Annotated in this window: 26 protein-coding genes and 2 pseudogenes; 12 read left to right on the top strand and 16 right to left on the bottom strand. The window is 62.3% G+C overall.

Annotation, left to right across the window (positions count from 1 at the left end):
• The 3 genes and pseudogenes from G552_RS0109125 to G552_RS0109115 form a co-directional block, all read left to right on the top strand.
• Positions 1-243, top strand: a pseudogene (locus tag G552_RS0109125) (integrase core domain-containing protein); the annotation flags it as partial.
• A 122-nt stretch (positions 244-365) separates the two neighbouring features.
• A complete protein-coding gene (locus G552_RS0109120; protein ID WP_027882761.1) occupies positions 366-1,220 on the top strand; it encodes a hypothetical protein in 855 nt (284 codons plus the stop codon).
• Between the two features lie 41 nt (positions 1,221-1,261).
• Positions 1,262-2,680 (top strand): hypothetical protein, encoded by a 1,419-nt coding sequence (locus tag G552_RS0109115; protein WP_027882760.1) that lies wholly within the window; start codon positions 1,262-1,264, stop codon positions 2,678-2,680.
• Between the two features lie 3 nt (positions 2,681-2,683).
• Here the strand turns inward: G552_RS0109115 and G552_RS0109110 are convergent, their stop codons facing one another.
• The 10 genes from G552_RS0109110 to G552_RS0109065 all read right to left on the bottom strand — a co-directional run bounded on the left by G552_RS0109110 (position 2,684) and on the right by G552_RS0109065 (position 10,878).
• Positions 2,684-4,087, bottom strand: a complete 1,404-nt coding sequence (locus tag G552_RS0109110; protein ID WP_027882759.1) for a M16 family metallopeptidase — start codon at positions 4,085-4,087, stop codon at positions 2,684-2,686.
• Positions 4,084-5,568, bottom strand: a complete 1,485-nt coding sequence (locus G552_RS0109105) for a M16 family metallopeptidase (protein ID WP_027882758.1) — start codon at positions 5,566-5,568, stop codon at positions 4,084-4,086. Before G552_RS0109105 ends, G552_RS0109110 begins: the two co-directional genes overlap by 4 nt.
• 89 nt (positions 5,569-5,657) lie before the next feature.
• Complete coding sequence (locus tag G552_RS0109100; RefSeq protein WP_036270555.1) at positions 5,658-6,068, bottom strand: hypothetical protein; 411 nt, start codon at positions 6,066-6,068, stop codon at positions 5,658-5,660.
• A gap of 13 nt (positions 6,069-6,081) precedes the next feature.
• The gene (locus tag G552_RS15125; protein ID WP_084640414.1) at positions 6,082-7,104 is read right to left on the bottom strand and encodes a cytochrome-c peroxidase; all 1,023 of its coding nucleotides are present in this window, start codon (positions 7,102-7,104) and stop codon (positions 6,082-6,084) included.
• Positions 7,101-7,853, bottom strand: coding sequence for an MbnP family protein (locus G552_RS0109090; protein WP_027882756.1), 753 nt, complete (start codon positions 7,851-7,853; stop codon positions 7,101-7,103). Before G552_RS0109090 ends, G552_RS15125 begins: the two co-directional genes overlap by 4 nt.
• Before the next feature lie 71 nt (positions 7,854-7,924).
• Positions 7,925-9,061, bottom strand: a complete 1,137-nt coding sequence (locus G552_RS0109085) for a copper resistance D family protein (RefSeq protein ID WP_027882755.1) — start codon at positions 9,059-9,061, stop codon at positions 7,925-7,927.
• 9 nt (positions 9,062-9,070) lie between these two features.
• Entirely contained in the window at positions 9,071-9,508 is a 438-nt protein-coding gene (locus G552_RS0109080; RefSeq protein WP_027882754.1) for a copper resistance CopC family protein, read from the bottom strand.
• Positions 9,509-9,518: 10 nt separating this feature from the next.
• On the bottom strand, positions 9,519-9,962 hold the full coding sequence (locus G552_RS0109075; protein WP_027882753.1) for a copper resistance CopC family protein: 444 nt from the start codon (positions 9,960-9,962) through the stop codon (positions 9,519-9,521).
• 197 nt (positions 9,963-10,159) lie between these two features.
• Positions 10,160-10,408, bottom strand: a complete 249-nt coding sequence (locus G552_RS16775) for a hypothetical protein (RefSeq protein WP_245575165.1) — start codon at positions 10,406-10,408, stop codon at positions 10,160-10,162.
• Between the two features lie 110 nt (positions 10,409-10,518).
• On the bottom strand, positions 10,519-10,878 hold the full coding sequence (locus tag G552_RS0109065; RefSeq protein ID WP_027882752.1) for a hypothetical protein: 360 nt from the start codon (positions 10,876-10,878) through the stop codon (positions 10,519-10,521).
• Between the two features lie 59 nt (positions 10,879-10,937).
• Here G552_RS0109065 and mqnB point away from each other — a divergent pair, with 59 nt between their 5' ends.
• Genes mqnB through G552_RS0109050 form a run of 3 tightly spaced genes read left to right on the top strand, consistent with a single transcriptional unit; the run spans position 10,938 to position 13,307 of the window.
• Positions 10,938-11,597 (top strand): futalosine hydrolase, encoded by a 660-nt coding sequence (gene mqnB, locus G552_RS0109060; RefSeq protein WP_036270553.1) that lies wholly within the window; start codon positions 10,938-10,940, stop codon positions 11,595-11,597.
• Positions 11,594-12,196: a cyclase family protein gene (locus G552_RS0109055; RefSeq protein ID WP_027882750.1), complete on the top strand. Its 603-nt coding sequence runs from the start codon at positions 11,594-11,596 to the stop codon at positions 12,194-12,196. Before mqnB ends, G552_RS0109055 begins: the two co-directional genes overlap by 4 nt.
• Positions 12,197-12,254: 58 nt before the next feature.
• Positions 12,255-13,307, top strand: coding sequence for an N-acetylmuramoyl-L-alanine amidase family protein (locus G552_RS0109050; protein ID WP_027882749.1), 1,053 nt, complete (start codon positions 12,255-12,257; stop codon positions 13,305-13,307).
• Between the two features lie 444 nt (positions 13,308-13,751).
• Here G552_RS0109050 and G552_RS0109045 read toward each other — a convergent pair whose 3' ends face one another.
• Entirely contained in the window at positions 13,752-14,636 is an 885-nt protein-coding gene (locus G552_RS0109045; RefSeq protein WP_051195761.1) for a metal ABC transporter substrate-binding protein, read from the bottom strand.
• Between the two features lie 72 nt (positions 14,637-14,708).
• Between G552_RS0109045 and G552_RS0109040 the strand changes: the two genes are divergently transcribed.
• Positions 14,709-15,080, top strand: coding sequence for a Fur family transcriptional regulator (locus G552_RS0109040; protein ID WP_027882747.1), 372 nt, complete (start codon positions 14,709-14,711; stop codon positions 15,078-15,080).
• 2 nt (positions 15,081-15,082) lie between these two features.
• Here the strand turns inward: G552_RS0109040 and G552_RS15115 are convergent, their stop codons facing one another.
• On the bottom strand, positions 15,083-15,565 hold the full coding sequence (locus G552_RS15115) for a TlpA family protein disulfide reductase (RefSeq protein ID WP_036270551.1): 483 nt from the start codon (positions 15,563-15,565) through the stop codon (positions 15,083-15,085).
• A gap of 133 nt (positions 15,566-15,698) precedes the next feature.
• Here G552_RS15115 and G552_RS0109030 point away from each other — a divergent pair, with 133 nt between their 5' ends.
• The 4 genes from G552_RS0109030 to G552_RS0109015 all read left to right on the top strand — a co-directional run bounded on the left by G552_RS0109030 (position 15,699) and on the right by G552_RS0109015 (position 19,546).
• The gene (locus G552_RS0109030) at positions 15,699-16,667 is read left to right on the top strand and encodes a nitrilase-related carbon-nitrogen hydrolase (protein ID WP_036270550.1); all 969 of its coding nucleotides are present in this window, start codon (positions 15,699-15,701) and stop codon (positions 16,665-16,667) included.
• Between the two features lie 4 nt (positions 16,668-16,671).
• On the top strand, positions 16,672-17,184 hold the full coding sequence (locus G552_RS0109025; protein ID WP_027882745.1) for an RrF2 family transcriptional regulator: 513 nt from the start codon (positions 16,672-16,674) through the stop codon (positions 17,182-17,184).
• A 112-nt stretch (positions 17,185-17,296) separates the two neighbouring features.
• Positions 17,297-18,157 carry a sulfurtransferase gene (locus G552_RS0109020; RefSeq protein ID WP_027882744.1) on the top strand — a complete coding sequence of 287 codons (861 nt, stop codon included), beginning with the start codon at positions 17,297-17,299 and terminating at the stop codon, positions 18,155-18,157.
• Between the two features lie 54 nt (positions 18,158-18,211).
• Positions 18,212-19,546 carry a hypothetical protein gene (locus G552_RS0109015; protein WP_027882743.1) on the top strand — a complete coding sequence of 445 codons (1,335 nt, stop codon included), beginning with the start codon at positions 18,212-18,214 and terminating at the stop codon, positions 19,544-19,546.
• On the opposite strand, the gene G552_RS0109010 is transcribed toward G552_RS0109015, so the two are convergent.
• Positions 19,543-19,836 (bottom strand): rhodanese-like domain-containing protein, encoded by a 294-nt coding sequence (locus tag G552_RS0109010; protein WP_027882742.1) that lies wholly within the window; start codon positions 19,834-19,836, stop codon positions 19,543-19,545. The genes G552_RS0109015 and G552_RS0109010 overlap by 4 nt on opposite strands.
• Positions 19,837-19,874: 38 nt before the next feature.
• Complete coding sequence (locus G552_RS0109005) at positions 19,875-20,369, bottom strand: ferritin (RefSeq protein ID WP_036270549.1); 495 nt, start codon at positions 20,367-20,369, stop codon at positions 19,875-19,877.
• A gap of 192 nt (positions 20,370-20,561) precedes the next feature.
• Between G552_RS0109005 and carB the strand changes: the two genes are divergently transcribed.
• Positions 20,562-23,639 (top strand): carbamoyl-phosphate synthase large subunit, encoded by a 3,078-nt coding sequence (gene carB, locus G552_RS0109000; RefSeq protein WP_027882740.1) that lies wholly within the window; start codon positions 20,562-20,564, stop codon positions 23,637-23,639.
• 189 nt (positions 23,640-23,828) lie between these two features.
• On the opposite strand, the gene rplS is transcribed toward carB, so the two are convergent.
• Both rplS and G552_RS15110 read right to left on the bottom strand, forming a co-directional pair.
• The gene (gene rplS / locus G552_RS0108995; RefSeq protein ID WP_027882739.1) at positions 23,829-24,239 is read right to left on the bottom strand and encodes a 50S ribosomal protein L19; all 411 of its coding nucleotides are present in this window, start codon (positions 24,237-24,239) and stop codon (positions 23,829-23,831) included.
• Between the two features lie 187 nt (positions 24,240-24,426).
• Positions 24,427-24,775, bottom strand: a pseudogene (locus G552_RS15110) (integrase core domain-containing protein); the annotation flags it as partial.

Genomic DNA, 24,775 nt, shown 5'->3' with positions numbered 1-24,775 from the left:
TCACGTGGAGCGGGTGCAACGGACCTTTAGGGAGGAGCTCTATACCCGGCCTCTGCCCCCCCGGCTCAGCGAGCTACAGGCAGAGCTGGATGCCTACCTGGACCACTACAACCGCCGAAGGCCTCACATGGCCCTGGGGGGTCTTGCTCCCTTGGAGTATTTAGCTAAGATGCAGGAGGAGTCGGTTCCCCAGTCTCACATGTGTTGACCGATTACAGGGTCTTGCTCCCTTGGAGTATTTAGCTATGATGCAGGAGGAGTCGGTTCCCCAGTCTCACATGTGTTGACCGATTACAGCTCCTTTCCCAAGCAATGATAGGTCTATCATTATCGCTGGGGCACTAGGGCCCCCTGTAGGAGGTTTTATGAGAAAAAATCTGCCTATCCTGACCTTGCTCCTGGCCGGGCTACTAACCGCCTGCGGCGAACAACCCACCAGCGAACCCATGAGTCAAAACGACGCACAAAACTTAAAATACACCTTTTTGCAAAGCAATCCGTTCTTCATTGCCAGCCTAGGCAACCCCGCCGGCCTCCTGAATACCGCCGGCACACAGGGCTTGCCTGAGCCTATCGCTACTTTAGGCGCAGCCATGGGCTTCGACCTAGAGCCGGCCAGCCTCGCCTGTAGCGTAAACAGCGGTGGCAACACACAAGACCAAGACCGCGACGGCATTCCCCTACAAGCCAGCTACACTGCCGACTGCCAGCAAGGCAACAACAGCTTCAAAGCCCGTATGAGCCTGCGTGACAAGGACGACAACAACCCCAAAAGCGGTTATGTCCTAGACACGCAAGAGTTCCAGCTCGTCCTGTACAAGGGTCAGAGCACCGAGACGGGGTTGATTCTCGACCTCGACCTCGACCTGACCCAGCACAACTCCAACTACAGCCTCTACCACAACTTCAACCTTACCCTCTACAACCGCAGCAACCGCTACAACCTGGCCTACACCTACACCACCACCTACACCCCCGACGACCCGCAAAACCCCTTCTATGCTGGAACCATCAACTTTAGCGGCATCTTCGACTACCGCTACAACCGCAAGTGGTACCGACTCAACGCCCTGGGCATCGACCTAAAATACAGCCGCACCTGCACGCAAAGCTTCATTGGGGGCAGGGTACGGCTCGAGGACAGCCAAAGCAACCGCCTAGAAATCGTCTATAACGGTTGCAACAATATAAGCGCCACCTACAACGGCCAAGTCCTGTAAAATTCCCATCCCTTTCCCAAGCAGGCGGGTACCATAGAGGTATGGCTCGCCTGCTTGCCTTGCTTCTTCTTTTTGGTTCGGCCCTGGCACAAAACCTACTGGCCCTGGCCCCTCAGGGGGCGGTGGCGGGCTTCCAACTAAGCGACCTACGAGGTAGTCGCTACCTGGCCGGGCTGGCCGAGGACTGGAAAAGCAGTGGGCTAGAGACCCTCCTCAGGCGCGAGCTGCAAAAAGAGGTGGGCATTCAAGCCGACCTGCTGGGCATTGCTGCGGGAGGGGTGGCCGCGGCGCTGTACCGCGACGGCTTCTTCCTCATCGCCCGGCCTAGCCCGGCGGCCTTGCAGGCCGTGCGGCGCGAAGCCCGGGGGTTGCGCCCCGAAGGAGGCTGGCTGGTAGGGGGCGACGGTGAGGTGCTCACCGGCATTAGCCGGGAACTAGTCTTCCTGGCCTCACCCAAGTACGCCCGCCTCTTCCTGCAAGGCCGGCGAGGCCTGCAAGCCCCAGCTAGGGGAGACATCGTGCTGTGGGGTGTGCTCCCGCAAGACCTAGTGCGAAGCTCAGGCCTGCCTCCTCGCACCCAGAGTGCCCTTGGTACCTTCCGCCATTTCAGTTACACCCTACAGCTCACCCCTGGAGGCTACACCGACGAGAGTCGCCTCGAGCTCAACCCAGGTGCCGACCCCACCCTGGCTGCGCTGCTTTTGCCCAAAGAGCGCCCCTTCGACGTGGGTAGCCTACCCCAGGGCTACGCGGTCACTAGCGGGGTCTTCGACTTGGGCCTACTGGGGGCTTATCTACCTGGGTTGCTGCGCGAGTTTGACTTGCGGCTAAACCTCGATCTGCGGGCCTTCGGCGCCCGTTTTGCCACGGTGAGCGTTCAGGGGCCACCCCCTGCCCTGGATGGCCTGGGAGAAGGGCTTCTAGGGCACAACCTGATTTACTGGGAGGTGCGCGACCCCGCTACCGCCGAGGCCAACCTGCTGGCCTTGCTGCAGACCCTGGCTGCTTTTGCCACCCCCCAGGGGCAGGGGGGCTTCCGGATGCTCGGCAACGTCAGCGGATTCAAAGGGGTGGAGGTGGGCTTGATGGGCAAGCTTTACTACCGCCTCGAGGCCAGCCGATTGGTTCTGGCCACCAGTGAGCACGCGCTACAGGCCACCCGCAACCCTCCCTGGAACCAAAACCCCGACTTTCGCCGCTTCCGTGTGCGCATTCCGGCGGGTGCGGTGGGCTATACCTTTAGCCAACAGGGTACAATCCTGCAAGAGCAAGCCGCCCAGCTAGCCAGGCTGCTGCCCCAAGCCATCGGCAGCAGCGGCCTCGAGCGCGAGTTGGCCCGATCTCGGTCGCTGGTCAGCTTTACCGAGCGCCTGGCCAAACGCTTCGGCGCAGGGCTTTCCTACACGGTGGTAGAGGGCAACAACCTAGTGAGCCGAGGGTTTTACCAGGTGCGCTGGTAGCCCTTATTCCAGCGGTACCTCTACCACCCGGCCCAACGAAGAAAGGGGTTTGTCAAACTGGCGTTGGTCGCCCACCACCACAATCACGAACTCTTCCGGGCGCACAAACTGCTGCATCACCCGCTGCAAATCGGCAGGGGTGGCGGCCTGAATCTGCTGGATGTAGCGCTCGTAGTAGTCGGCGGGTAGGCCCAGCATCTGGGTACGGGCGATGCGCTCGGCCACGGCCTGTTTGGAGGTGAAGCGGAAGACCTCGGCATTGAGGATGTTGTTGCGGAAAAGCTCGAGCTCCTCTGGTGAAACCGGGCGTTCCCGCAGGTCGCGGAACTGCCCTAGCATCAGCTCGATCACCTCCACCGTCTTGTCCACGCGCGAGATCGAGGCCCCATAGAAGAAGCCCGGCCAACCAAACCCCTGGGTCTGGGCCCCTCCGGTGGCATAGGCCAGCCCCCGCTTGGTACGCACCTCCAGGAAAAGCCGGCTGTTGAAACCATCGCCCAGCACCCGGCTGGCTAGATCAAGTTCGCTGTAGCCTGGGGCAAAAGCCGTTACGGTGGGGTTGCCCATGTAGATGACGCTCTGGTTGGTCTCCTTCTGCACGAAGTAGATGGCCGGCTTAGGACTGGGCGGGGCAAAGCTGGGCAGGCTGACCTCCCCCGGGCGCCAGTCCCGCAAAACCCGCTCCAGCCGAGCCACCATCTCCTGGGTATTGAAATCGCCGCTAATAGCCAGCACCGCCCTGTTAGGCTTGAAGAAGCGCTGGTGGAAGGCCAGCAGGTCCTCGCGGGTGATGGAGCCTACCGAGGCTGCGCTGCTCACCCGGCCTGCAGGGTGCCCTTCTTGGATACGGCGGAGGAACTCCCGCACGGCGATCTGGGTTGGTTGGTCGTTACGCCGGCGGATGGCCTCCAAAGCCCGGCCCTTCTCCAGCTCGAGCCGCTCCTGGGCGAAGCGGGGCCGGATGAGCACATCGGCCCATATCTCTAGTACCTGATCCAGGTTCTCACTCAGGGTGTTGAAGGCCACCGAGGTAAAAAGGGTATCGCTGCTGACACTCACCGAAGCGGCCAGGGTCTCCAGGATTTCATCCACTGCGCCGGGGTCGCGCTCCCCAGCCCCACCGGTGCGCATAACGCTGGCAAAAAGCCCGCTCAGGCCCACCTTATCGTCGGGCTCGTAGATGGAGCCCGCCTGTAGGTAGATGCGCCCGCTCACGAAGGGCAGGCTGCGATCCTCCACCAAGAGAACCGTCAAACCGTTAGAAAGCTGAACCCGGGTAGGCTGGATAACCGCAGGTTGCAGCCGGGGAAACTGCATCTTGAAGGGGTCGGGCCAGTCGGAAGGTACCCCCTGGGCCAAGGCCAGCGGAAGCAAAGCGGCCCCAAGCAGGCTCCAGATGGCTTTCATCGGCTCCCTCCTTTGGTAACTAGGGTGGCTACCGTGCGGTTCTGCTCGGTGAAGTATTTGCGTGCCACCTGCTGAATCTCCTCTGCGGTGATGGTGTTGTAGATGGCTTCCTCTTCAAAAATCCGCTGATACCCCCCAAAGAACAGCTCGTAGAAGGCCAAGGTCTGGGCTAGCCCCGGCCCACCCTGCAAGACCCGTAGGTAGGCGGCGCGGGTCTGGTTGCGCACCCGGGTCAGCTCCTGGGGGGTAACCGGCTCGTTTTTGAGGCGCTCGAGCTCCTCGTAGATGAGGCGCTCGAGGTCCTGGGTGGTGCGCGGAGCACGGGGCTGGGCCGAGATGACAAAGAGGTTGGGGTAGCGGAAGCCGGGCGAGGCTGAGCTGGAGCTAACGTTCAAAGCGGCCTGCTCCTGGATCACCAAACGGCGGAACAAGCGGCTGGTACGCCCCTCGGTGAGGATAGCGTCGATTACATCCATCACGTAGGCCTCCCGGCTGGGATAGGTGGGCTTGTGGAAACCGATGCGCAGGCTGGGCTGGGCGTTGTACTCTAGCGTCACCCGCCGCTCGGCCGTCTGGGGGGGTTCGGAGGGAATATTCAGGCTGGGCCGCTCAGGACCCCGGGGCACCGCCCCCATGTAGCGACGCACCAACTGGATATCCCGCTCAGGCTCCACATCCCCCACCAACACCAGCACCGCCCGGTTGGGGTGGTAGTGGGTACGCCAAAACGCCAGGGCCTTATCTACCCGGTAGCCCTGAATTTCCTCTCGGCTGCCAATCAGAGGCCGGCCATAGGGGTGCACCTGGAAGGCCGCGCGCAAAAAGACCTCGCTCAACGCCCCGTTAGGGTCGTTCTCGTTGCGCTGACGGCGCTCTTCCAGCACCACATCCACCTCCTCGTAAAAGCTACGGAAGACCGCGTTCATCATTACATCGGCGTAGACCCGCAGGTAGAGCTCGAGGCGGTTGGAAGGCACGGAAACCCGGTAGTCGGTGCGGTCGTAGCCGGTGGAAGCATTGAGGCCCTGCTCGCCATTGTTGGTGAAAAGCTGATCAATCGGGTTGGGCAGGGCCAGCTTTTTAGCCTCCTCACGGGCTTGGTTGAAAGCTGCCGTAAGGCGCTGGATTTCCTCCTGCGAGGCCCCCCGGGCGATGGCCTGATCCAACTCGGCCCGGGCCCGATCCACCGCCTCTAGGGCTGCCTTTTCCCTAGGCCAGTCCAGGCTCCCAATGCTGGGTGTGCCCTTGAAAGCCATGTGCTCGACCATGTGGGCAATCCCCCCCAGCCCCGGGGCCTCGTCCACACCGCCAACATCGAACATCAGATTGAAGTGGATAACCGGGGCCGTCTTATCGGGCACCATCAAGACCCGCAATCCATTGTCTAGGGTGTATTTGCGTATCTGTTCGCGTAGCTGCTGGGCCGGGGCTGCAGGTAGAAACAACAACAACATCATCACCAACCAAAGTTTGTGTCTCACCGCGTTCCTCCCTTGCTAGGGCAGTGTATGGTTTTAGATTAAGGCCAAAAAATGAGGAAAAAAATGGGGCTGCCCACCTTCCCCAGCCCTCAGGGCGGCAAGACCACAATCAGGACCTGCATGATAAAAGGAGGCATCTGTCGGCCTGGCAGGGGCCGGCCCAAAAGCACCAGAAAATAGGGGCCTGGTTTGGGGAAAACCACCCGCCCTTCTACCCGCCCATTGCGTGGGTTGAACTGAAGCTGCACCTGGGCATCGGGCTGGGCCGTAGCCCTAACCTGGCCTTGGTAGAACAGCAGGGTACAGAAACAGTCCCGCGGATTAATGGGCAGCCCCCCCACCCGCACGTACTCAATCCAGGCCACAGTGGGAACACCTGCTCTGGGCGTGGCATCGTTGGGCTCAAAGTCTACCTCCCCCTCCACAAAGCCGCCATTGCCACGAAAGGGATGGGCCAGCCCCAGACCCAGCATCAAAACTAGCGCGAGCCATCGTCCCATATCTGCTCTCAGTCTAAGGTTCAGCTGGGGGTAAAAGGTTGGGGTTGGCGGTGAAGCTACGGTCGGTGAGGGACTCCAGGAAGGCCACCAGGTCGTCGATCTCCTGCTCGCTAAGGCCTAAAGGTCGGATAAGCACATCGGCGTTCAGGTTGGGTTGCCCTCCTCGGTTGTAGTGCATGACCACTTCGCGCAGGGTGGGGATGGAACCATCGTGCATGTAAGGCGCGGTAAGGGCCACGTTGCGCAGGGTGGGGGTCTTGAACTTGCCCACGTCCTCATCCCGACCGGTGGCCCGGGCCAGGCCGATATCCGGGTAAACCGTGTATAAAGCGGTGTTGTGAGGGGTGTCGTCGGTAAACTCCGGGCCGGTATGGCAGTGAAAGCAGTCCCCCCGCTCACTGAAAAATAGCTCCATGCCCCGCTGGGCCGCGGGAGAAAGGGCCTTGAGATCACCAGCCTGGAAACGGTCAAAGGGGCTGTTGTAGGAAAGCAGGGTGCGCTGGAAGGCGGCCAAGGCAAAGGTCACCATCCGCAGGCTGGGGGGCTCCCCGAAGACCTCGCGGAAGGCTTGGGCGTAGCTGGGAATGGCCTCGAGGCGCTGGGCTAGGGCCTCGGGCGTCATGGCCATCTCGTTGTGGGCAGTAAGGGGCCCCACCGCCTGTAGCTCGAGCCGGGGTGAACGGCCCTCCCAGAACAAAGCCCGGCGGTGGCCTACATTGGTCAGGCTGGGCGCGTTGCGCTGGCCTTCCTGCCCCCCCACCCCTCGGCTGAAGCGCTGGCCCCCATCGCTAAAGGCAAAGGCTGGCTTGTGGCAGCTAGCACAGGCCACGGTGCCGTCGGCGGAAAGACGGGTATCGTAAAACAGACGGCGGCCCAGGGCCACCTTAGCTGGGGTCTGGGGATTGTCGGGAGGCTCAAGGGGCAGCCGCACCATAGGCATAGACAAAGCCCCCTCCCCTTCCACCCGGAGCGTGGCCAGCCAAAGCAAGCCTGGCAAGCCCAACAACAGCAGAAAATAGGTCCAGCGCGCGTTCATCGGCTTTGCAGCGGGGGCGAGGCTAGGCTAAAGGCCTGGATCAGATTCTGATACACCAACCCCATGAAAGCGCGCGTCTGGGGACTCAACCCGTGAAGCTGGCGCAGCTCTTCCTGCCGCCAATCCAGAAAAGCCCCCCCTGGCCCGGGCAAAAAAGCCGCGCCTACGTCCAGATTGAGCAAGATACTCCCCCCCCGGCCGGGCAAATTGAGCACTAAGCGTGGGGTTTGTAGGTCCTGAAGCCGTACCGGGATGCGAAAAGCATCGGTGCCCATATGGATCACCCAACGCCGCTCTGGCTCCAGAAAAGCCCGGCCCTCGAGCTTGAAGAAGATGTAGCCTGGGTTCCAGGCCCAATACATCCCGGAGTTGACCCCTAAGGGAGGCGACTGGGTGGCGGCATCCAGGTGGTTCAGTTCCCGCGGTACGCCCACGTTGAAGCGGATACCCCGATAGGTGCCGGGTGGGGCCTCGAAGCGCATTAGTGTCACTCCTTGGGTTGGGCCTCCGGGTTTGAACTCGGCCAGCACCAGGCCCGGCACACGCACCTCGCTGCCGTCAGGGCGCACCAAGGCCACCTCAGAGAGGTAAAACTTGAGCAGGTCGATCTGGTAGCGCTGCTTCTGGGGGGTTTGGTAGGTTTGGCCAAATTGCAAGGGCTGGCCCCCTACCCGCAGGTTCAGCTTGAGTTCGACCGGGGCGGCCAGGGCCAGGGCAAACAAGGGCCAAAGCAATAACCACCTCTGCATCCCACACGCTCCTCTTATACCCGAGGATAGCAGACCTACCCCATCCAGGGTGTGATACCAGCCTCCACTGGCTAACGCGAAACCCATAGGGTATACGCCAGACGGCGGCCCGGCAGGTCAACCGTCACTTCCCATAGCCCTGGCTTCGGAACCAGCAAGGCCAGGTGGTACTGCGAGCGGTAAAAAGGCTGGGCTGCCTCGGTGCGCTCGAGGCCCTCCCGGCGGGCCTTCAGAACAATAGTAGGGCCAGAAGACAACAGCCCTCCTTGGTCATCCCGCCAATCCAAGTAGAGGTGGATGATGCCGGCCTGGCTGTAAAGCTGGCCCACCCAGTGCCCCTCGGGGGTGGCCTCGGCTATCTGAATCAGGCGGGAAGCAGCTGGAGCAGGCGGAGGGGTGGTCGCCAGAAAGCCGCTGGCCAGCAAAACCCCCACCAGCAAAGCGGCCTCGAGGCCCAGCGTGCCAAGGCCCAAGACCCCCCCAGCCCGGTAACGGGGCAGGAACCACCAGCGGTGGAAAACCGCCAGGCCCAGCGTCAGGGCCACCAAGGCTAATTTCAACAGTAGGCGCTGCCCGTAGGTGCTGGCCAGCAGATCGAGGGAAGGCAGGCGGGCCCAAGCCAAATAGGCCCCAGCCAGACTGAGCAACCCCACCATGGCCAGGCCCAAAGCAGAAAGCCTTTCTAAAGCCTTCAGGACAACCTCGCGGGGCGTACCCGGCCCAACCAAGGCCAAAGCCAACAAGGCCCCACCCCAGACCACCCCAGCTCCCAGGTGCAGCAGGTCGGCCAAAACCTGGCCCAGGCTAGCGGCGGCATGCCCGCTCAGAGCCAAGGTGAACAACAGCCCAGCAGCCAGCCAGGGGTAAAGCCAACGGTCCCAGCGAAGCCGACCCAGGGCGAACCACAACAGCCCTAGCAACAGCCCCAGCCGCAGCAGCACCAGACGCCCCTGGGTGGTCTCGAGTAGGTAAGTTCCCATCAGACTGGGGTCCCCCAGCATCCAGGCCAGGTGGTAGGTTCCATACAGACTGGCCCCCGAGGCCAGCAAAAAGCCCAGCGAAAGCATATACCACAAGCGCCAGCGCTGGCGGCGGGCGGCCTGAGGGCTCAGATAGCGGGCAAAGATACCTGCGCCCAAAAGGCAAAATACTCCCAGATACAGCCCGGCCCGCAGAACCGACTGGGTGGCCTCGTGCTCATGGGGCATGCCGCAGCCTCAGGGTTTATACACAAAGACGAAGTAGCCCGTCGCAGGGTGACCATCCACTCCCAGGCTCCGCCACATCACCACGTAAGGACCCGGCCTCAGGTTGGGCTTGAGGTTTAGGATCACGGTCTGGCTGGTACGGGCCGTGGTGGCTAAGCCGGCATCCACCCGTCGGGCCGCATCGTTCTTGGCCGGTAGGGCCTGCTTGACCAGGTCGGCAGCCAACCGGCGCAAGCGGGTGGGGCTTTCCCAGGCCTCCGAGGGGGCCTCGAGGGGGTAGACCTTGAAGGTAGAAAGCCGCACCTCCACCGCCTCGGTAAAGGTGAGGCGCACCGTCTTGGGGGGGGTGCGAACCGTGGCCCCCGCCGCAGGTACCGAGCTTTTATACTCGGCATGCGCCAAGGCTAGACCCGACACCAGCAGTAGACACACTATCCAGCGGAACATGTTTTTCCTCCTATGGACGGTAAACAAAGAGCAAAAAGCCACGTGTGGTGTGGGTGTCCACCGACAACACCTGCCACATCACCACGTAAGCTCCCGGTTTCAGGCCAGGCTTAAGGGCAAGCTGCACGTTCTCTGCCGTGCGACCCGGGGTAACCAGGCCCATATCTACGCGCCGGGCTTCGTCATCGCGCAGAGGGAGCACCTGGGCCACCAGGGCCTCGGCCAGCATCCGTAGGCGCTGAGGGTTGTTCAGAGCTTCCCGAGGGGCCTCGAGGGGGTAGACCTTGAACCGCGAGAAACGCAGTTCAACCGCCTCAGTAAAGCTCAGGCGAACCTGGCTTGGCGCTTCTCGCAGCACCGCCCCGTCGGCAGGGCTGCTGCTGACCAGGTAGGCATGGGCCAGGGCAACCCCGGCCAAGGCCAGGGTTGCCCCGATAGGCAGAAAAAACCTCATCGGATTTCGAAGTTGCTCCTATCGCGGATGTTGAAGGTGGAGCCCCCCCCAGTAAAGTCGATTTGGACCCCTTCAATCTCGCCATAGACCCGCACCTGGTACTGCCCGGGTACCGCCAGAACCCACTTGGTGGTATACCTTCCGGGCCGGTCGGTGCCTTGCGGGCGCAGGCGGTAGATATCTTTGGCGTCGTCGGATCACTTGTAGACCCGGCGCTGGCCCGAGGGGCCAATCACCTCCACGGTAAGATTCTTTTCTACCCCCACTACCGGCGAGTTATCGGCCTTACGCCGGATGATGAGGTCCAGACCGTTGATCTCACCCGCCATGGAAGGCTCGTTGACCTGCCCCACCGCAAAAACGAACGGGCCTACCTCAACCCGTTCATGCGCCAGGGCCGACGTCGAAAGCAAGAGAACCACCAGCAGTGCAAACAAACGAGGCATTTTCAACAACTCCTGTGTGTAGCTAGGGCCGCATAGGCCCCAAGATAAGGTTCCGAGGGCCGTGGGCTTAACGTTAGGGAGGACTGCAACCCGGCAACCGTGGTCAGAGGCTAAAAGGAGGGGCTGGCCGGAGGTCCTCGAGCCCATACCGCCTGTACAAAGGCCCCTTTAGCCCTTGGCTCCCCTAGCCAAAGCCGCTCGGCATGCGCCACAGGCTGGCCTAGGCCCAGCGCTGGGGCCAGCGTGGGCAGCATCATCTGCAACAAGCAGATGGGGCAGTGCTCGAGGTGGGCCTGAGGCTTGGCCGGAGGGTGCTCGGGGGCAGTTTGGCAAAGCTGGGATGGAAGGGCCGCCTGCGAGAGCATAACCACCCCGCGCAGGCTGAACAGCAGCGAGGCCAGACCCAGCAAGAGCACCAAGCCCAACACCCCCGCTAGGGGTGGGGTTTTGGGCCAGGCCTGGCGCAACATCCTGCCCTTTAATATAGGCCACCTTGTCCCCGCACGCACCCCCAGATATGCTCTACCACATGCCTCTGCTTCTGCTGAGCCCAACCCCCCTCGAGGCCGCTTTTCTGCGGGGGCGGCGGTTTGTGTTTCATGGACGGGCCGGGCTACGCGGCGAAGGCTGGGTCTGGCTCGAGAGTGGGATAGGCAAGGTCAACACCGCAGCTACCTTGGCCGCTTTTGCCCAAGGGCGCCGGCTAAAGCAGGTACTCCTGTTTGGTGTAGGGGGGGCCTACCCCAGCTCGGGGCTGGCCATCGGCGATGCGGCTCTGGCCGAGAGGGAAATCCAGGCCGACCTGGGGGTGCGGGAGGGGGGCATGAAGGGGCTGGGCTTTCCCAGTCTGGTGATAGACCAGCACCCCTACCACAACTCCTTCCCCTTAGACCCTGCCTTCACCAACGAGCTAAAGCAGCGGCTGGGTCTACCCGGCAAGGTTTTTCTGACCCAGGACACGGTCTCGGAAACCCCCGGCGAGGCCCTGGCGCTTTCCCGCCGCTGGAAAGCCGACCTAGAGAACATGGAAGGCGCGGCTTTTGCCCAAACCTGCCTCTGGCTGGGGCTGGTCGGGGCTGAGCTGCGCGTGGTTTCCAACCTGGCGGGCATCCGCGACAAGGCCCAGTGGCGCATCCGGCAGGCCATCGAGGTGCTGGAAAGCCACATCCTGCGTATCCTGGGGGCATGATCGACATCACCCGCCGCATCTACCCGGGTGTTCCGGTCTGGCCCGGCGACACCCCCTACCGCTTCGAGCTGGCCTGGCAGATGGCCCAGGGCGCCAGCGTAAACGTGGGCCGAATCACCAGCACCACCCACCTGGGCACCCATCTAGACGCGCCCTGGCACTACCTCGAGGAAGGGGAAACGCTAGAAAGCATACCCCTCTCACTCCTCATCGGCCCCTGCCAGGTGGTGGACGCCCGGGGGCAGGAGGCCCTGACAGTGGCGTTTTTGCGCGAGGTTCCCCTGGCTGAGCGAACCCTTTTCTACACCGGCCAGCCCAACGACTGGGCCAGCTTCCCGCAAACCTTTATGCCCGTATTGCCCGAGGCCGCAGCCTACCTGGCAGCCCAAGGGGTGCGGCTTTTCGGCACCGATGCCCCCAGCGTAGACCCCCTCGACTCCCAGGAGCTACCCGGTCACAAAGCCCTGGCCCAAGGCGGGGTCTACATCCTGGAAGGGCTAGCCTTGGAAGGGGTAGCCCCAGGCTGCTACGAGCTCATCGCTTTGCCGCTATCCCTCGAGGGGGCCGACGCTGCTCCGGTGCGGGCGGTTCTTCGCTAGCCACAAAGCAGTCCCGAAAACCCTACATTCTCACCTTGCTGGGCTAAGATGGCCTTTGATGCGCGTATTTTTCGTATTCCTGGGGGTGCTGGCCTCGCTGGGCTGGGCCCAGCCACGCGTAGGCATCGAACCGGGCCTAACCCGGCTGGTCTTCGACCTGCCCGCTGGGGCCACCTATAGGCTCAGCCAGAGTGGCCAGGTACTCGCCATCCGCTTTCAGGGCACCCCACCCCGTCACCTGGACACTGCCCTCAACACCCCTGAGGTCGTGGGCTACCAAGCCCGCCCCAGCCCAGGCGGCTCCACCTATACCCTCCACCTGCGGCCCCAGACCACCCATCGCACCCTCGAGCTAAGCCAGCCGCGGCGCCTGGTGTTGGAGGTGCGAAGCCCGTCTGCCCCCTCCTCCCAGCCCCGCGCCCCTACCCCGGTGGTGGTGCTCGACCCGGGCCACGGTGGGATAGACCCCGGTGCGGTGGGCCACGTACACGAACACGAGGTGGTACTGGACGTGGCTAAGCGCACCCAAAAGTTGCTAGAAGCTCGAGGCATCCAGGTGGTATTAACCCGCAACGCCAACCGCCACCTCTCCCCAGACAAGGCCACCGACCTGGGCCTTCGGGCAGCCATGGCTGACAGCAAGCGTATCCTGTTTGTCTCCATCCATGCCAACGCCGCCGAGAAGGCCGCCCAGGGCATCGAGGTCTACTACTTTGGTGAGGCCATAGACCAACGGCTTTTATCCAAGGCCATTTGGGAGAATGGCGGTGGGGCTTTGGGCGAACGCCTAACCCAGGAGGCCCGTACGGTAGCGCAGCGGCTCATGAGCGACCTGCTGGCCCAGGCCAACCTAAAGTTCTCCGAGCAGCTCGCCCGGGCTACCCTGCAATCGCTGGTGCGCGAGACCGGGGCCGTGAGCCGAGGGGTGCAGACCGCCCCATTCTACGTCATCCGCAACGCCCGCATTCCCGCTATTCTGGTAGAGATTGGCTTTGTCAACCATCCTGTAGAGGGGCGCAAGCTAGCCAGCGAGGCCTATCGGGCCCGGCTAGCCCGGGGCCTGGCTGGGGGCATTGTGGCTTTTCTAAACAATGGCCAGGCCCAGCGCTAGGCGGCCTACGGCCAATCCAGGCCCACCAGGCCGGCAACGCCCGCCGAGCCAATGCGGGTAGGTGGTAAAGCTGAGCCGTGCGGTAACCCGGCCCCAGCCGGGCCCAAAGCCCCTCCTCGTAAGCCTGCACCAAGGGCTGGAACCGAGAAAGCCCCTCTGCCCAAGGTACTGGCTGCCGCGCCGGGTTTAGTTCGGGCAGGCCCTGGGCCGAGTCTTGGTAGAAAAAAGCCTCACTGGGCCGCGAGTAAACCAGCACCCCTCCGGCCTGCTCGAGCCAAGCTGCGCTGGAGTGTAGACCTACCCCTTCCCGCAGGTAAAGGCTCGAGCCCCGTCCCGTGGGGTTGGGCATTTTACGGAAGCCCTGGGCCTGCAAAAGCCCGGCTAAAACATCCTGACCCCACAACCAAAACTGCACCACGAGCGGATTGGCCCCCATCCCCCACCTCAACGCAGCGCCTGGCAGACCGCCTGCCCGTTGGCCTCGATGAGTTTTAGGTAGGTGTTGACCTGCTGGTCGAAGGAATCGGCGTAGATACGCACAATGCGGGCCCCGGTGGCCTCGGCTAAAGCCCGGGCCTGGCCCTGGGCTAGTTGTGGCTCCACAAAGACGACCCGTACCCCTTCTTTGCGCATGGCCTGGGCCAGCCGGGCTAGGCTGGCTGGGCCTCGCTCCTGTCCAACGAAATCGGCGATGTTACCGATGCTCTTGAGACCGTAGTAGCGGTTGAAGTAGGCCAGCGAGGCATGCTGCGAGACCAGCTTACGCCGCTCAGGGGGAATGACCGCCATACAGGAGCGCACCCGGGCGTCGGCCTGGCGAATCTGCTCGATGTAGCGCTGGGCATTCTGGGTGTAGAGTCCCCTGCCTTGGGGGTCGGCCTCGGTTAGGGCCTGGCGGATTTTCTCCACATAGCGAATCCCGTAGGTAGGGTCGAGCCACAGATGCGGGTCGAAAGCCCCGTGACTATGGTGATCCGCGCTGTGGTCGTGCGCGTCTTTACTGTGAATCAGGTTGGGCATCCCCTCCGCCAGCTCCACGATGCGGGCTTTAGGAGGCAGCTGGGCCTCGAGCTTCTCGAAGAAGGGCTCCAAACCCAGCCCGTTGGCAAAGAGCACCCGGGCCTGGCCCAAGGCCCGCACCACGGAAGGGCGTGGCTCAAAACTATGAGGATCGGTTCCATCGGGCACAATCTGCACTACCGCTACCCGGCTCCCGCCCACATTGCGCACCATGTCAGCCAGAATGCCGGTCGTCGCGGCCACACGCATCGGCTGGGCCAGGGCCAAACCCCAACCGGTCAGAAAAGCCATGAGCAAAGACAGCTTCATCATGCCAATCCCGTGCTCATATTGATAAATCAATATCATTTTGTCAAGCCTGCGTTTGCTATCCTAATAGGCATGGAACGCGCCACCCGCCAGCGGCAGGCCATCCGCGAGGTCATGCACGAGCTGAACCGGCCCCTCTCCCCCGTCGAAGTGCTCGAGGCCGCCCGGCAAAAAGTCCCCGGCCTGGGCATTGCCACCGTCTACCGTACTCTCAAAGGCTTGGTGGAGGAAGGCAGCGCGGTACCGGTTGAGCTACCCGGCCAGCCCCCCCGCTACGAGCTGGCCGGCAAGAAGCACCACCACCACTTCCACTGCCTCCACTGCGGCAAGGTCTTCGAGCTGGAGGGCTGCCCTGGCGACTTTACCTCAATGGTGCCCAAAGGCTTCCAGACCGAGCGGCACGAGATCGTGTTGTATGGGCGTTGTGCGGACTGCCCGGCTTGAAGCTACTGGAAAACATCAAGGAGCCGCTCGAGCTCTGTAGGCTTGATCTCGCCGATATGTCGCTTTAGCAGGGTTCCTTTGGCATCATACAAAAGGGTGACCGGTAGGCCCTGGATTTTCAAAGGGTCGCTTAGGCGGGCCTCGGGGTCAAGTAGGACGTTGGGAATTTGCAGCTGCAACTCCCGCTCAAAAGCCCGCACGGCCTCTGGCCCGTCGCTAATGTTCAGAAAGACAAAGCGGATACCAGGGTTGGCCCGGGCCGCCTCCACCAGCAAGGGCATCTCGCGGCGGCAGGGACCGCACCAGGTAGCCCAGGCGTTGAGCACCATGGGCTGGCCCTTGAACTCGCTCAGGTTGACTACCTCGCCATCCAGCCGCCTAAGCTCGAGGGCGGGCAACACCTCCACCCCGCTGGCCCTAGGCTGCAACAGCCACCAGCCCACCACCCCCGCTGCCACCAGAGCAAGCCAGCGCCAAGCTCTCATCAAGGCCAGCTTACCCAAAGCGGCCCGAAGGTGAGGGGAAATGCCCCACACTTCACCACCCCGGCTTCGCCAGGGCAGGAGCCCCGACCATGCCCGTGGCGAAGGGTTCAGCGAAAAAAGGGTACCTTCTGGTATGGTAAAAAGAGTGCGGGTACACCTGGTGGCGGTGCAGACCGAGCTACGGCCCGAGCCCTATCTAGCGGCCCAGGCCTTCCAGCGCTATGTGCTCGAGCTTTGCCAAGAGGCCGTGCGCGGGCTGCCCCAAAATGAGCCGCGCATCCTGGCCTTTCCCGAGGCCTTCGCCCTGCCCCTATTGTTCTGGCTGGACACGCCACCGACCGTGCGCCAGGCCCCCACCAGTCTCCAAGCCGCACTGGGCCTACTGCGGATGAACGGTCTGGCAGCCTTAAGGCTAGGGGTCTACAGCCCGGCCCTGGTCTACCACCTGCGGGCCCGCACTATCTGGAGGGTATACCAAGAAAGCTTCCAGCAGGCCGCCCAGGCTAGCGGGGCCTACGTGGTGGCCGGTAGCCTTTTCAGCCCGCTCATAGACTACGAGCCCAGCCAACATCTCCACACACTGGGCAAAGCCGTGTACAACCTGTCGCTGGTGGTCTCGCCCCAAGGCAGCGTCTTGGGCCGGGTTCCCAAGGTTCACCTCACCCCCCACGAGCGGCGGGCCTTCCTCTCCTCCGGCCCCACCGGGCGGCAAACCCTGCGAACCCGCCTGGGCACCCTGGCCAACCTAATCTGCCTGGACGCTTTCCACGATGACCTCATCGAGCAGGCCGACGCAGCCGGGGCCTGGCTGGTGGTGCAACCATCGGCCAATGCTGCCCGCTGGGAGGGTCCCTGGACGGCAGATGCCCGCCAGGTGGAAGGCCAGGTCTGGCTGCGGGAGGGGCTGGCCCGAAAGCTCCAGGGCCGGGAACACCTGCGCTACGGGCTCAACCCCATGCTCAACGGGCCACTCTACGAGCTCTACTTTGAAGGGCGAAGCGGCGTCTACCAGCCTGGCGGGCCGCTGGCCCTGGCCGAGCGCCCGGTGGGCGATGCCTTTGTGCGGGCCACGGTGGAAATTCCCCTGCCCCGGTTAGACTAAAGGCATGCGGCTTTCCAAGACCGACATTTACGCCTTCAAAACCCTGGGCTATCTGGCCACCCAGCCCCTCGAGCGCTACGTGGGCTCGGAGGAGCTAAGCCAGGCCACCGGGGTGCGACATACCTATCTGGTGCGTATTCTAGCTGCGCTGGTCAGCCACAACCTGGTGGTCTCCAAAAAGGGCCAGGGGGGTGGCTACGCCCTGCCCCGCCCTGCCGAGGAAATCAGTCTGCGCGACGTGATCCGGGCGGTGGACGGCCCCATTGCTCCCTTGGCCTGCGTGAGCCTGAACTGGCCCAAAGCCTGCGTGGAGGAACAACGCTGCTGGGCCCGCAGCCAGGTCTGGCTCAAGGTGCGCGATGCGGTGTTGCAAACCCTGAGCCAGCTCAGCGTGGCCGACCTAGCCACCGACTTCAAACAGGGCATCGACTATTCGCAGTGCTTAGAACACCTGCTGCCCTCGAGCGAGCTGCTCACCCGCCGGGTGGGCAAAGCCCCCAAGACGGCACGGCGCTAGGCCAGCCGCGGGCGCACAAGTTTACATTTTTTGTAATCTGTGTTAGCGTAGCCTGACCTGTAGCGCGTATGCTGTTTTTTGTGCCTAACGCGCACCATATAGGAGGACAAAGATGAACTACGCCAACCCGGATGTACTGGTTTCCACCGACTGGGTGCTTGAGCATCTGCAAGACCCTGGCATCAAAATCCTCGAGGTCAACGAAGATATTCTGCTCTACGACACCGGCCACATCCCCGGCGCGCAAAAGATCGACTGGCAGGCCGACCTCTGGGACCCGGTGATCCGCGAGTTTATTCAGCCCGAGGAACTGGCCCAGCTTTTCGAGCGCTTGGGCATCTCCAACGACACCACCATCGTGCTTTACGGCGACAAGAACAACTGGTGGGCTGCCTACGCCTTCTGGTTCTTCAGCTACAACGGGCACCAGAAGCTCAAACTGATGAACGGTGGGCGGATCAAGTGGGTGCAGGAGAACAAACCCCTCACCACCGAGGTACCCACCTACCCCCGAGGCCACTACACCCCCGGACGACGCGACCCTAGCCTGCGGGCCTTCCGCGATGAGGTACTGGCCCATCTGGAAAAGGTCAAGGCCGGCCAGGGGGCTTTGGTGGATGTGCGCAGCCCTGCGGAGTTCGTAGGGGAAAAAACCCATATGCCCGAGTACCCCCAGGAAGGGGTGCTGCGGGGGGGGCATATTCCTGGGGCCAAGAACATCCCCTGGGCCACCACGGTCAACCCCGACGGCACCTTCAAAAGCGCCGAGGAACTGCGGACCATCTACGAGTCCAAAGGCATCACCCCAGACAAGGAAGTGATCGCCTACTGCCGCATCGCCGAGCGCAGCAGCCATAGCTGGTTCGTGCTTAAGCACCTACTGGGCTTCCCCAACGTGAAAAACTACGACGGAAGCTGGACCGAGTGGGGCAACGCGGTGGGTGTGCCCATCGAAAAAGGGCCCGAGCGCTAAGGCAAACCTGGGCGGGGGCACCCCCGCCCTTCTGGTTTGTCCTAGACTAGGGGTATGTCCGAGGCCCAGCTCGAGCCAGACCTAAAGGCCCTTGAACGACAGGCCCTCGAGGCCTTGCTGGGCTTCCCCCTCACCGATGCCCTTTTTGGCCGGCGTAGCCGCCGCTTTGCCCTGGGCGGTGAAGTGCCTGAGGGGCCTCTGACCTACCGCTCGCGCTACGAACCCCTCCCCCTGTCCGAGCTCGAGCGTCTGCTCATCCTCACCACGGTGGGGGGTCTGACCGGCTGGCATAACCTGATCAGCCATCACGCCAGGGTGACCCCCTATCTGCCCAGCTACTCGGGCATGGCAGCCGGACGCACCTTCCCCAGCGCCGCCGGGTTTCACACCAGCCAGATTTTCTTCACCGACGACAGCGGAACCTACACCTTCCAAACCCGCGACGCTGCGCCTCCTGTACCCCGTGGCCCGGATGGCCGGGTAGATCTGGTCGAACTGCTGTTCGCCCATCGGCAGTACATCCACCAACTCTCCCAGCAGCGTCTTTACATCCCCCCCAAAGAACCCTTCATGGCCGGACACAACGCTTGGAACGCCAACAAACCCGGCTCGCTATTGGTCTGGCCCGTAGCCGATGTAGCCCAGCACCAGCTCCTCAAGCTTTTATTCATCGGACAGAACGGCTTTGTGCTCTACGACGACATTCACCAGCGCAGCATCCCCGGGCTGGAAAAGTTTAGCCGTTACGTAGCGGTAGATAAGCCCTACCCCCTCACCGCCTTCGACCAAGCCACCCTGGCCGAGGTTTCGGCGGAGATCAGCACCGCCGTGTTTGCCGGCCACCTGATGCAGCAGGCTATGGGCCTGGGGGGCTGGATGCTCAACGGCCTGGATCGGGTGCGCCTGTTGGGGGCCTCGGGCGACCCGGCCGTACCGGGGCTGGGCTTCCGCTACGACTTCAAACCCGGTTGGTCGCGCCCCAATCCCACCGGGCTAGAAGGGGTCTTTGAGGGGTTCTGCCCACCCCATTACCCCAGCATGCGCCATGCGGTAGAGGCCCTGGTCACGCGAAAGTACCAAGCCGGAGGACCCTTTCACCCTGCAACCCCCGGCCCCTGGAAGGATAGCCCCACGGTGCGGGCCCAGGCCTTTCCCCACGAGGAGTGGCTGGTGGAGCTGGTGGCCCTCCAGGCCCAGTACATCTTCGATACCTTCGGCAAGTTCCCCGCCACGGTACCCACCATCTATACCCTGATGTTCCTGCAAAGCCACCACCTAGACCTGGAGTACTACGACCGCTTCTTCCAACCGGGGGCCTACCTTCAAAGCCACGCCGAACACCTGGAAAAGTGGCACGGCCTACGGCTGGAAGACCTGCCCCGCCGCTAGGGGCTGGGCTTGCGCAGCTTTCTGAGGCCACCCTCGAGGTTGTAGACCTGGGCGTAGCCGGCGGCCTCGAGGTAAAGCCCGGCCAGCTCGCTCATCACCCCTCGCTCGCAGATGAGCAGGATGGGCCGATCCTTGGGCAGGCTATGGTTACCGTGCTGGATATCGGTCAAGGGCAGGTGCAAAGCCCCGGCAAAATCATCGGGGTTGTACTGCTCTGGCGGGCGCACATCCACCACCACAGGGTTCTCTTGCAAGAAGCTTGGCAGCAGCTCGGGCTTTAGCGTTCGCATCTCTATACAGCTTAAGGCAAAACCACCCGGCCCGCAGGCTACCCCTCTTCTTCCAGCAGGGCCTCGGCCTGGAAGAGGTTAATGCCGCTTTCCACCAGGTCCAGGTACTTCTCCATGCTGCTCACCTCTTCAACCTGCTCCTCCAAAAACCATTGCAAAAACTGGAAGCCCACAAAATCGCTTTCGGCCAGGGCGATCTTGGCCATATCCTGAAACTGTGCGGTAACGCTGCGTTCCCACTCGAGGGCCTTAGCAATGGCCTCAGCAGCGCTTTGGAAACCCGTAGAGGCCGCAGGAAGGGCAGGGAAGTCAAAGACCTCGCCCACATCCACCAAGAAGCGCACAATCTTCATGGCGTGCTCTTTCTCCTCGGCGGCTTGCTGGTAGAAGAGGGCAGCCCATTTATCTAGGTTTTGCTGGGCAAAGTAGGTGCCGATGGCCAGGTACTGCTGGTGGGCCCCCAGCTCGTGTCCGATCTGCTCTTTTAGCTTCCGGGCCAGTTGGCTCGAGATCATAGGCTGAGTGTTTTGCATAGCATGGCTCCATTCTTCCTACGAATCCGGTTTTCCTCTAAGGCATCCCAACTAAAGATTAGCACCCTCCCCCAAAACCCAAGGTAAGCCCATCCGCTATTGCCGCAAATGTTAGTTTATTCGCAATAGCGCAACACTATGCAAAACCCTGGTAGCCACATGGGCGGATAGGTGATATTCTCTCCCCTTGGTATGCCTGCCCGCACCGACCTTAAAAAAATCCTGATCATTGGCTCCGGGCCCATCACCATCGGCCAGGCGGCAGAATTCGACTACTCCGGCACCCAGGCCGTCAAAGCCCTACGCAGCGTGGGCTACGAGGTGGTGCTGGTGAACTCTAACCCGGCCACCATCATGACCGACCCCGATCTCTCGGAGGGAACCTACCTCGAGCCCCTTACAGTGGCGTTCCTGGAAAAAATCATTGCCCAAGAGCGCCCTGATGCCCTGCTGCCCACCCTGGGCGGCCAGACCGCGCTCAACCTGGCCATGGCCCTCTTCGAGCAGGGCATTCTGGAGAAATACGGCGTCGAGCTTATCGGCGCAAACGCCGAGGCCATCAAAAAGGGCGAGGATCGCGAGGAATTCCAAAAGGCCATGCAAAAAATCGGGCTGGATGTGCCGCGAGGCCGGATGGTGCACAGCCTGGAGGAGGGCCTGGCCTTCGCCCGGGAGGTCACCGGGTATCCGGTGGTGGTGCGGCCCAGCTTCACCCTGGGGGGCACGGGTGGGGGCATCGCCCTGAACGAAGCGGAGTTTATCGAAATCCTAACCCGGGGCTTGGCCCTCTCCCCCACCCACTCTGCACTGGTGGAAGAGTCCATTGTGGGCTGGAAGGAGTACGAGCTCGAGGTCATGCGGGACAAAAACGACACCGTAGTTATCATCACCTCCATCGAAAACGTAGACCCCATGGGCGTCCACACCGGCGACTCCATCACCGTGGCCCCAGCCCAGACCCTCTCCGATGTGGAATACCAGAAAATGCGCGACGCGGCCATCGCCATCATCCGCGAGATTGGTGTGGAAACCGGTGGCTCCAACATCCAGTTTGCGGTGAACCCTAAAACCGGGCGGATGATTGTCATCGAGATGAACCCCCGGGTCTCGCGCTCCAGCGCCCTGGCCTCTAAAGCCACCGGCTTCCCCATCGCCAAAATTGCCGCTTTGCTGGCCGTGGGCTATACGCTGGATGAAATCCCCAACGACATCACCCGCAAAACCCCGGCCAGCTTTGAGCCCACCATCGACTACGTGGTTACCAAGATTCCCCGCTTCGCCTTCGAGAAGTTCAGCACCCTGCCCAACGTAAACCCCGAGGGCTTTTCCGACCGGCTGGGCACCCAGATGAAAAGCGTGGGCGAGGTAATGGCCATTGGCCGCACCTTCAAAGAGTCCTTCGGCAAAGCTTTACGCAGCCTCGAGGCCGACGTGCGCGCAGAATTCGCCGGCTACACCCAGGAGGAGCTGGAAGCCCGGCTCTACCCCAGCCCCACGCGAATGTATGCCGTGCTGGAACTCCTACGGCGGGGGGCCTCGGTGGAGGCGCTCTATCAGAAGACCCAGATCGAGCCGTGGTTCCTGAGCCAGCTCAAAGAGGTGGTCGAGGCCGAAGAGGCCCTAAAAAGCCAGCACTTTCCCCTGGCCGATGCCGAAGACTGGCGCTACGTGAAAAGCCTGGGTCTTTCGGATGCCCGTGTGGGCGAGCTTCTGGGCCTGAACGAAGCCATTGTGCGCAAGCAGCGGCTGGCGGCGGGCTCGAGGCCGGTTTACAAAACCGTAGACACCTGTGCGGCTGAGTTCGAAGCCTACACTCCCTACCACTACAGCAGCTACGAGCTGGAAGACGAGGTGCGCCCCAGCCCCAGGCCCAAGGTGGTTATTCTGGGCAGTGGCCCCATTCGTATTGGGCAGGGGGTGGAGTTCGACTATGCCACGGTACACGCGGTCTGGGCGCTGCGCGAGGCTGGCTTCGAAACCATCATGGTCAACAGCAACCCAGAGACCGTCTCCACCGACTACGACACCGCCGACCGCCTCTACTTCGAACCCCTAACCCTGGAGGACGTGCTAAACCTGGTCGAGCACGAGAAACCCCTAGGCGTGATCGCCACCCTGGGCGGCCAGACCCCTCTCAAGCTGGCCAAACGGCTGGCCGAGGCCGGAGTAGAGCTCCTGGGAACGGGCTGGGAGGCCATCCACAAAGCCGAAGACCGGGCCGAGTTCAACCGGCTATGCGCCGAGCTGGGTATCCCCCAGCCCAAAGGGGCCGTAGCCCGCAACCCCGAGGAGGCCCTGCGGCTAGCCGAACAGCTCGGCTACCCTCTGATGGCCCGGCCCAGCTATGTGCTGGGGGGGCGGGCCATGCAAGTGGTTCACAGCCCCGAGGAGTTGCGTTGGTATCTAAACGGCATCTATGCCGCCCTCAGTGAGCGGCCCTCGATCTTGCTGGATCAGTACCTTGAAAATGCCCTCGAGCTCGACGTGGACGCTTTATGCGACGGCGAGCGGGTAGTGGTAGCCGGCATCATGGAGCACATCGAGCGGGCTGGGGTACATTCTGGCGACTCGGCCACGGTGCTGCCCCCCGTCTCCCTTAGCCCCACGCAGCTCGAAACCATCAAAACCTACACCCGTAAGCTAGCCCTAGCGGTGGGGGTCAAAGGCCTCATCAACGTGCAATACGCCATCAAAGATGGCAGCGTCTACATCCTCGAGGCCAACCCCCGGGCCTCCCGCACAGTGCCTTTCGTCTCTAAGGCCATCGGGCATCCGCTGGCCAAGTACGCCGCCTTAATTGCCGTCGGGAAGAGTCTGGAAGACCTTGGCTTCAGCGAAGACCCCACCCCGGCCTTCTACTCGGTCAAGGAGGTGCTCATCCCCTGGCTCAAGTTTCCCGGCGTGATTCCAGTACTGGGGCCGGAGATGCGCTCCACCGGCGAGAGCATGGGCCTAGACGCCGACCCCTACCTGGCCTATTACCGGGCCGAGCTAGGGGTGGGGCAGCGGCTACCCCTTGAGGGCAAGGTACGGCTCATTGCAGCCGAGGCCCTGAAGGATGAGTGGGCTTCCGCTGGCTTTGAAATCTCCCAGGGCGACTACGACCTGCTCATCGCCCTCACCCCCGACCCCGAGCTACGCCGTGCGGTCGAGAGCGGCAAGCCATTCATCACTACCCTGGAAGGGGCCCGTTGGAGCCTAGAGGCCATCCGCCGGGCCCGGCAGTCGGGGCTACCGGTACGGTCGTTGCAAAACTGGCACAAAGCGTAAAAACTGGACAGGGCTTTTTTTGAGCTCCTGAGCCAAAAACCTGGCTAGACCTATCTACCAAGAGCACCGAGGGCTTGCAGGGCTCATGTTTTGGCCAAGCTAAGGACACGGCCGTACCCTTATGGCGGTAGGTGGCACTACTGATAAAAAAGCCGGTGGGGCCTCCCACCGGCTTTTTGGATACGGGCCTTAGGCCGGGTTTTCTTCCGACCGGGCAGCCGCTTTGGCCTCCACATCCTGGTTGAGCCGCTTGCGGTCGCCCTTAATGCGGGCTGCCTTACCTCGCAGTTCGCGCAGGTAGTAAAGCTTGGCCCGCCGCACCTTACCCCGGCTCACCACCTGCACGCTTTCGATAAGGGGCGAGTTGAAGGGGAAGATGCGCTCCACCCCTTCGTTGAAGGAAATTTTACGCACGGTAAAGGAGCTGTTGAAGCCGTTGCGTTTGATCTTGATGACCACACCTTCGTAGGCCTGCACACGGGTACGGTTGCCTTCGACCACCTTGTAGTTAACCCGCACGGTATCGCCTGGCCTAAAATCGGGGATATCGCTGCGGGTGTACTTTTGCTCAACTACCTTCAGCAAAGCGCCACGGTTCATGCTCTCTCCTTTTCCAGCGGAACCCAAGCTGGCCTTGCGGGTTCATGGATGCTTGCCCTCAAGCGTATCCGCCTAGCAGATACTCGGGACACAAGAGAGGATTGTATCAGCCAGAAAGGTCGTTGTCAAAATCCTGTAATCGGTCAACACATGTGAGACTGGGGAACCGACTCCTCCTGCATCTTAGCTAAATACTCCAAGGGAGCAAGACCCTGTAATCGGTCAACACATGTGAGACTGGGGAACCGACTCCTCCTGCATCTTAGCTAAATACTCCAAGGGAGCAAGACCCCCCAGGGCCATGTGAGGCCTTCGGCGGTTGTAGTGGTCCAGGGAGGCATCCAGCTCTGCCTGTAGCTCGCTGAGCCGGGGGGGCAGAGGCCGGGTATAGAGCTCCTCCCTAAAGGTCCGTTGCACCCGCTCCACGTGACCATTGAGTTTAGGACTCCTCGGCGGCAGCACAAACAAGGCAATCCCCAGAGCACAGCAGGCCTCCTCAAACTCGGCCATGAACTCGCTGCCCCCATCCACCTGGA

Origin of the sequence: Meiothermus rufus DSM 22234, from assembly GCF_000423425.1 — a bacterium.
In the GTDB taxonomy this organism is placed as follows: Bacteria; Deinococcota; Deinococci; order Deinococcales; family Thermaceae; genus Meiothermus; species Meiothermus rufus.
Note: the sequence above shows the minus strand (reverse complement) of the source record. Positions and strands in the feature narration are given on the sequence as shown.

Coding starts and splice junctions, on each gene's coding strand:
- G552_RS0109075 (WP_027882753.1), bottom strand. CDS start 9,962: ATGAGGTTTTTTCTGCCTATCGGGGCAACCCTGGCCTTGGCCGGGGTT.
- G552_RS0109025 (WP_027882745.1), top strand. CDS start 16,672: ATGCGGCTTTCCAAGACCGACATTTACGCCTTCAAAACCCTGGGCTAT.
- G552_RS0109090 (WP_027882756.1), bottom strand. CDS start 7,853: ATGCAGAGGTGGTTATTGCTTTGGCCCTTGTTTGCCCTGGCCCTGGCC.
- G552_RS0109115 (WP_027882760.1), top strand. CDS start 1,262: ATGGCTCGCCTGCTTGCCTTGCTTCTTCTTTTTGGTTCGGCCCTGGCA.
- G552_RS16775 (WP_245575165.1), bottom strand. CDS start 10,408: ATGCCTCGTTTGTTTGCACTGCTGGTGGTTCTCTTGCTTTCGACGTCG.
- G552_RS0109040 (WP_027882747.1), top strand. CDS start 14,709: ATGGAACGCGCCACCCGCCAGCGGCAGGCCATCCGCGAGGTCATGCAC.
- G552_RS0109080 (WP_027882754.1), bottom strand. CDS start 9,508: ATGTTCCGCTGGATAGTGTGTCTACTGCTGGTGTCGGGTCTAGCCTTG.
- G552_RS0109065 (WP_027882752.1), bottom strand. CDS start 10,878: ATGTTGCGCCAGGCCTGGCCCAAAACCCCACCCCTAGCGGGGGTGTTG.
- G552_RS0109010 (WP_027882742.1), bottom strand. CDS start 19,836: ATGCGAACGCTAAAGCCCGAGCTGCTGCCAAGCTTCTTGCAAGAGAAC.
- carB (WP_027882740.1), top strand. CDS start 20,562: ATGCCTGCCCGCACCGACCTTAAAAAAATCCTGATCATTGGCTCCGGG.
- G552_RS0109005 (WP_036270549.1), bottom strand. CDS start 20,369: ATGCAAAACACTCAGCCTATGATCTCGAGCCAACTGGCCCGGAAGCTA.
- G552_RS0109100 (WP_036270555.1), bottom strand. CDS start 6,068: ATGGGACGATGGCTCGCGCTAGTTTTGATGCTGGGTCTGGGGCTGGCC.
- G552_RS15115 (WP_036270551.1), bottom strand. CDS start 15,565: ATGAGAGCTTGGCGCTGGCTTGCTCTGGTGGCAGCGGGGGTGGTGGGC.
- G552_RS0109030 (WP_036270550.1), top strand. CDS start 15,699: ATGGTAAAAAGAGTGCGGGTACACCTGGTGGCGGTGCAGACCGAGCTA.
- rplS (WP_027882739.1), bottom strand. CDS start 24,239: ATGAACCGTGGCGCTTTGCTGAAGGTAGTTGAGCAAAAGTACACCCGC.
- G552_RS0109020 (WP_027882744.1), top strand. CDS start 17,297: ATGAACTACGCCAACCCGGATGTACTGGTTTCCACCGACTGGGTGCTT.
- G552_RS0109055 (WP_027882750.1), top strand. CDS start 11,594: ATGATCGACATCACCCGCCGCATCTACCCGGGTGTTCCGGTCTGGCCC.
- G552_RS0109015 (WP_027882743.1), top strand. CDS start 18,212: ATGTCCGAGGCCCAGCTCGAGCCAGACCTAAAGGCCCTTGAACGACAG.
- mqnB (WP_036270553.1), top strand. CDS start 10,938: ATGCCTCTGCTTCTGCTGAGCCCAACCCCCCTCGAGGCCGCTTTTCTG.
- G552_RS0109120 (WP_027882761.1), top strand. CDS start 366: ATGAGAAAAAATCTGCCTATCCTGACCTTGCTCCTGGCCGGGCTACTA.
- G552_RS0109085 (WP_027882755.1), bottom strand. CDS start 9,061: ATGCCCCATGAGCACGAGGCCACCCAGTCGGTTCTGCGGGCCGGGCTG.
- G552_RS0109110 (WP_027882759.1), bottom strand. CDS start 4,087: ATGAAAGCCATCTGGAGCCTGCTTGGGGCCGCTTTGCTTCCGCTGGCC.
- G552_RS0109045 (WP_051195761.1), bottom strand. CDS start 14,636: ATGAAGCTGTCTTTGCTCATGGCTTTTCTGACCGGTTGGGGTTTGGCC.
- G552_RS15125 (WP_084640414.1), bottom strand. CDS start 7,104: ATGAACGCGCGCTGGACCTATTTTCTGCTGTTGTTGGGCTTGCCAGGC.
- G552_RS0109050 (WP_027882749.1), top strand. CDS start 12,255: ATGCGCGTATTTTTCGTATTCCTGGGGGTGCTGGCCTCGCTGGGCTGG.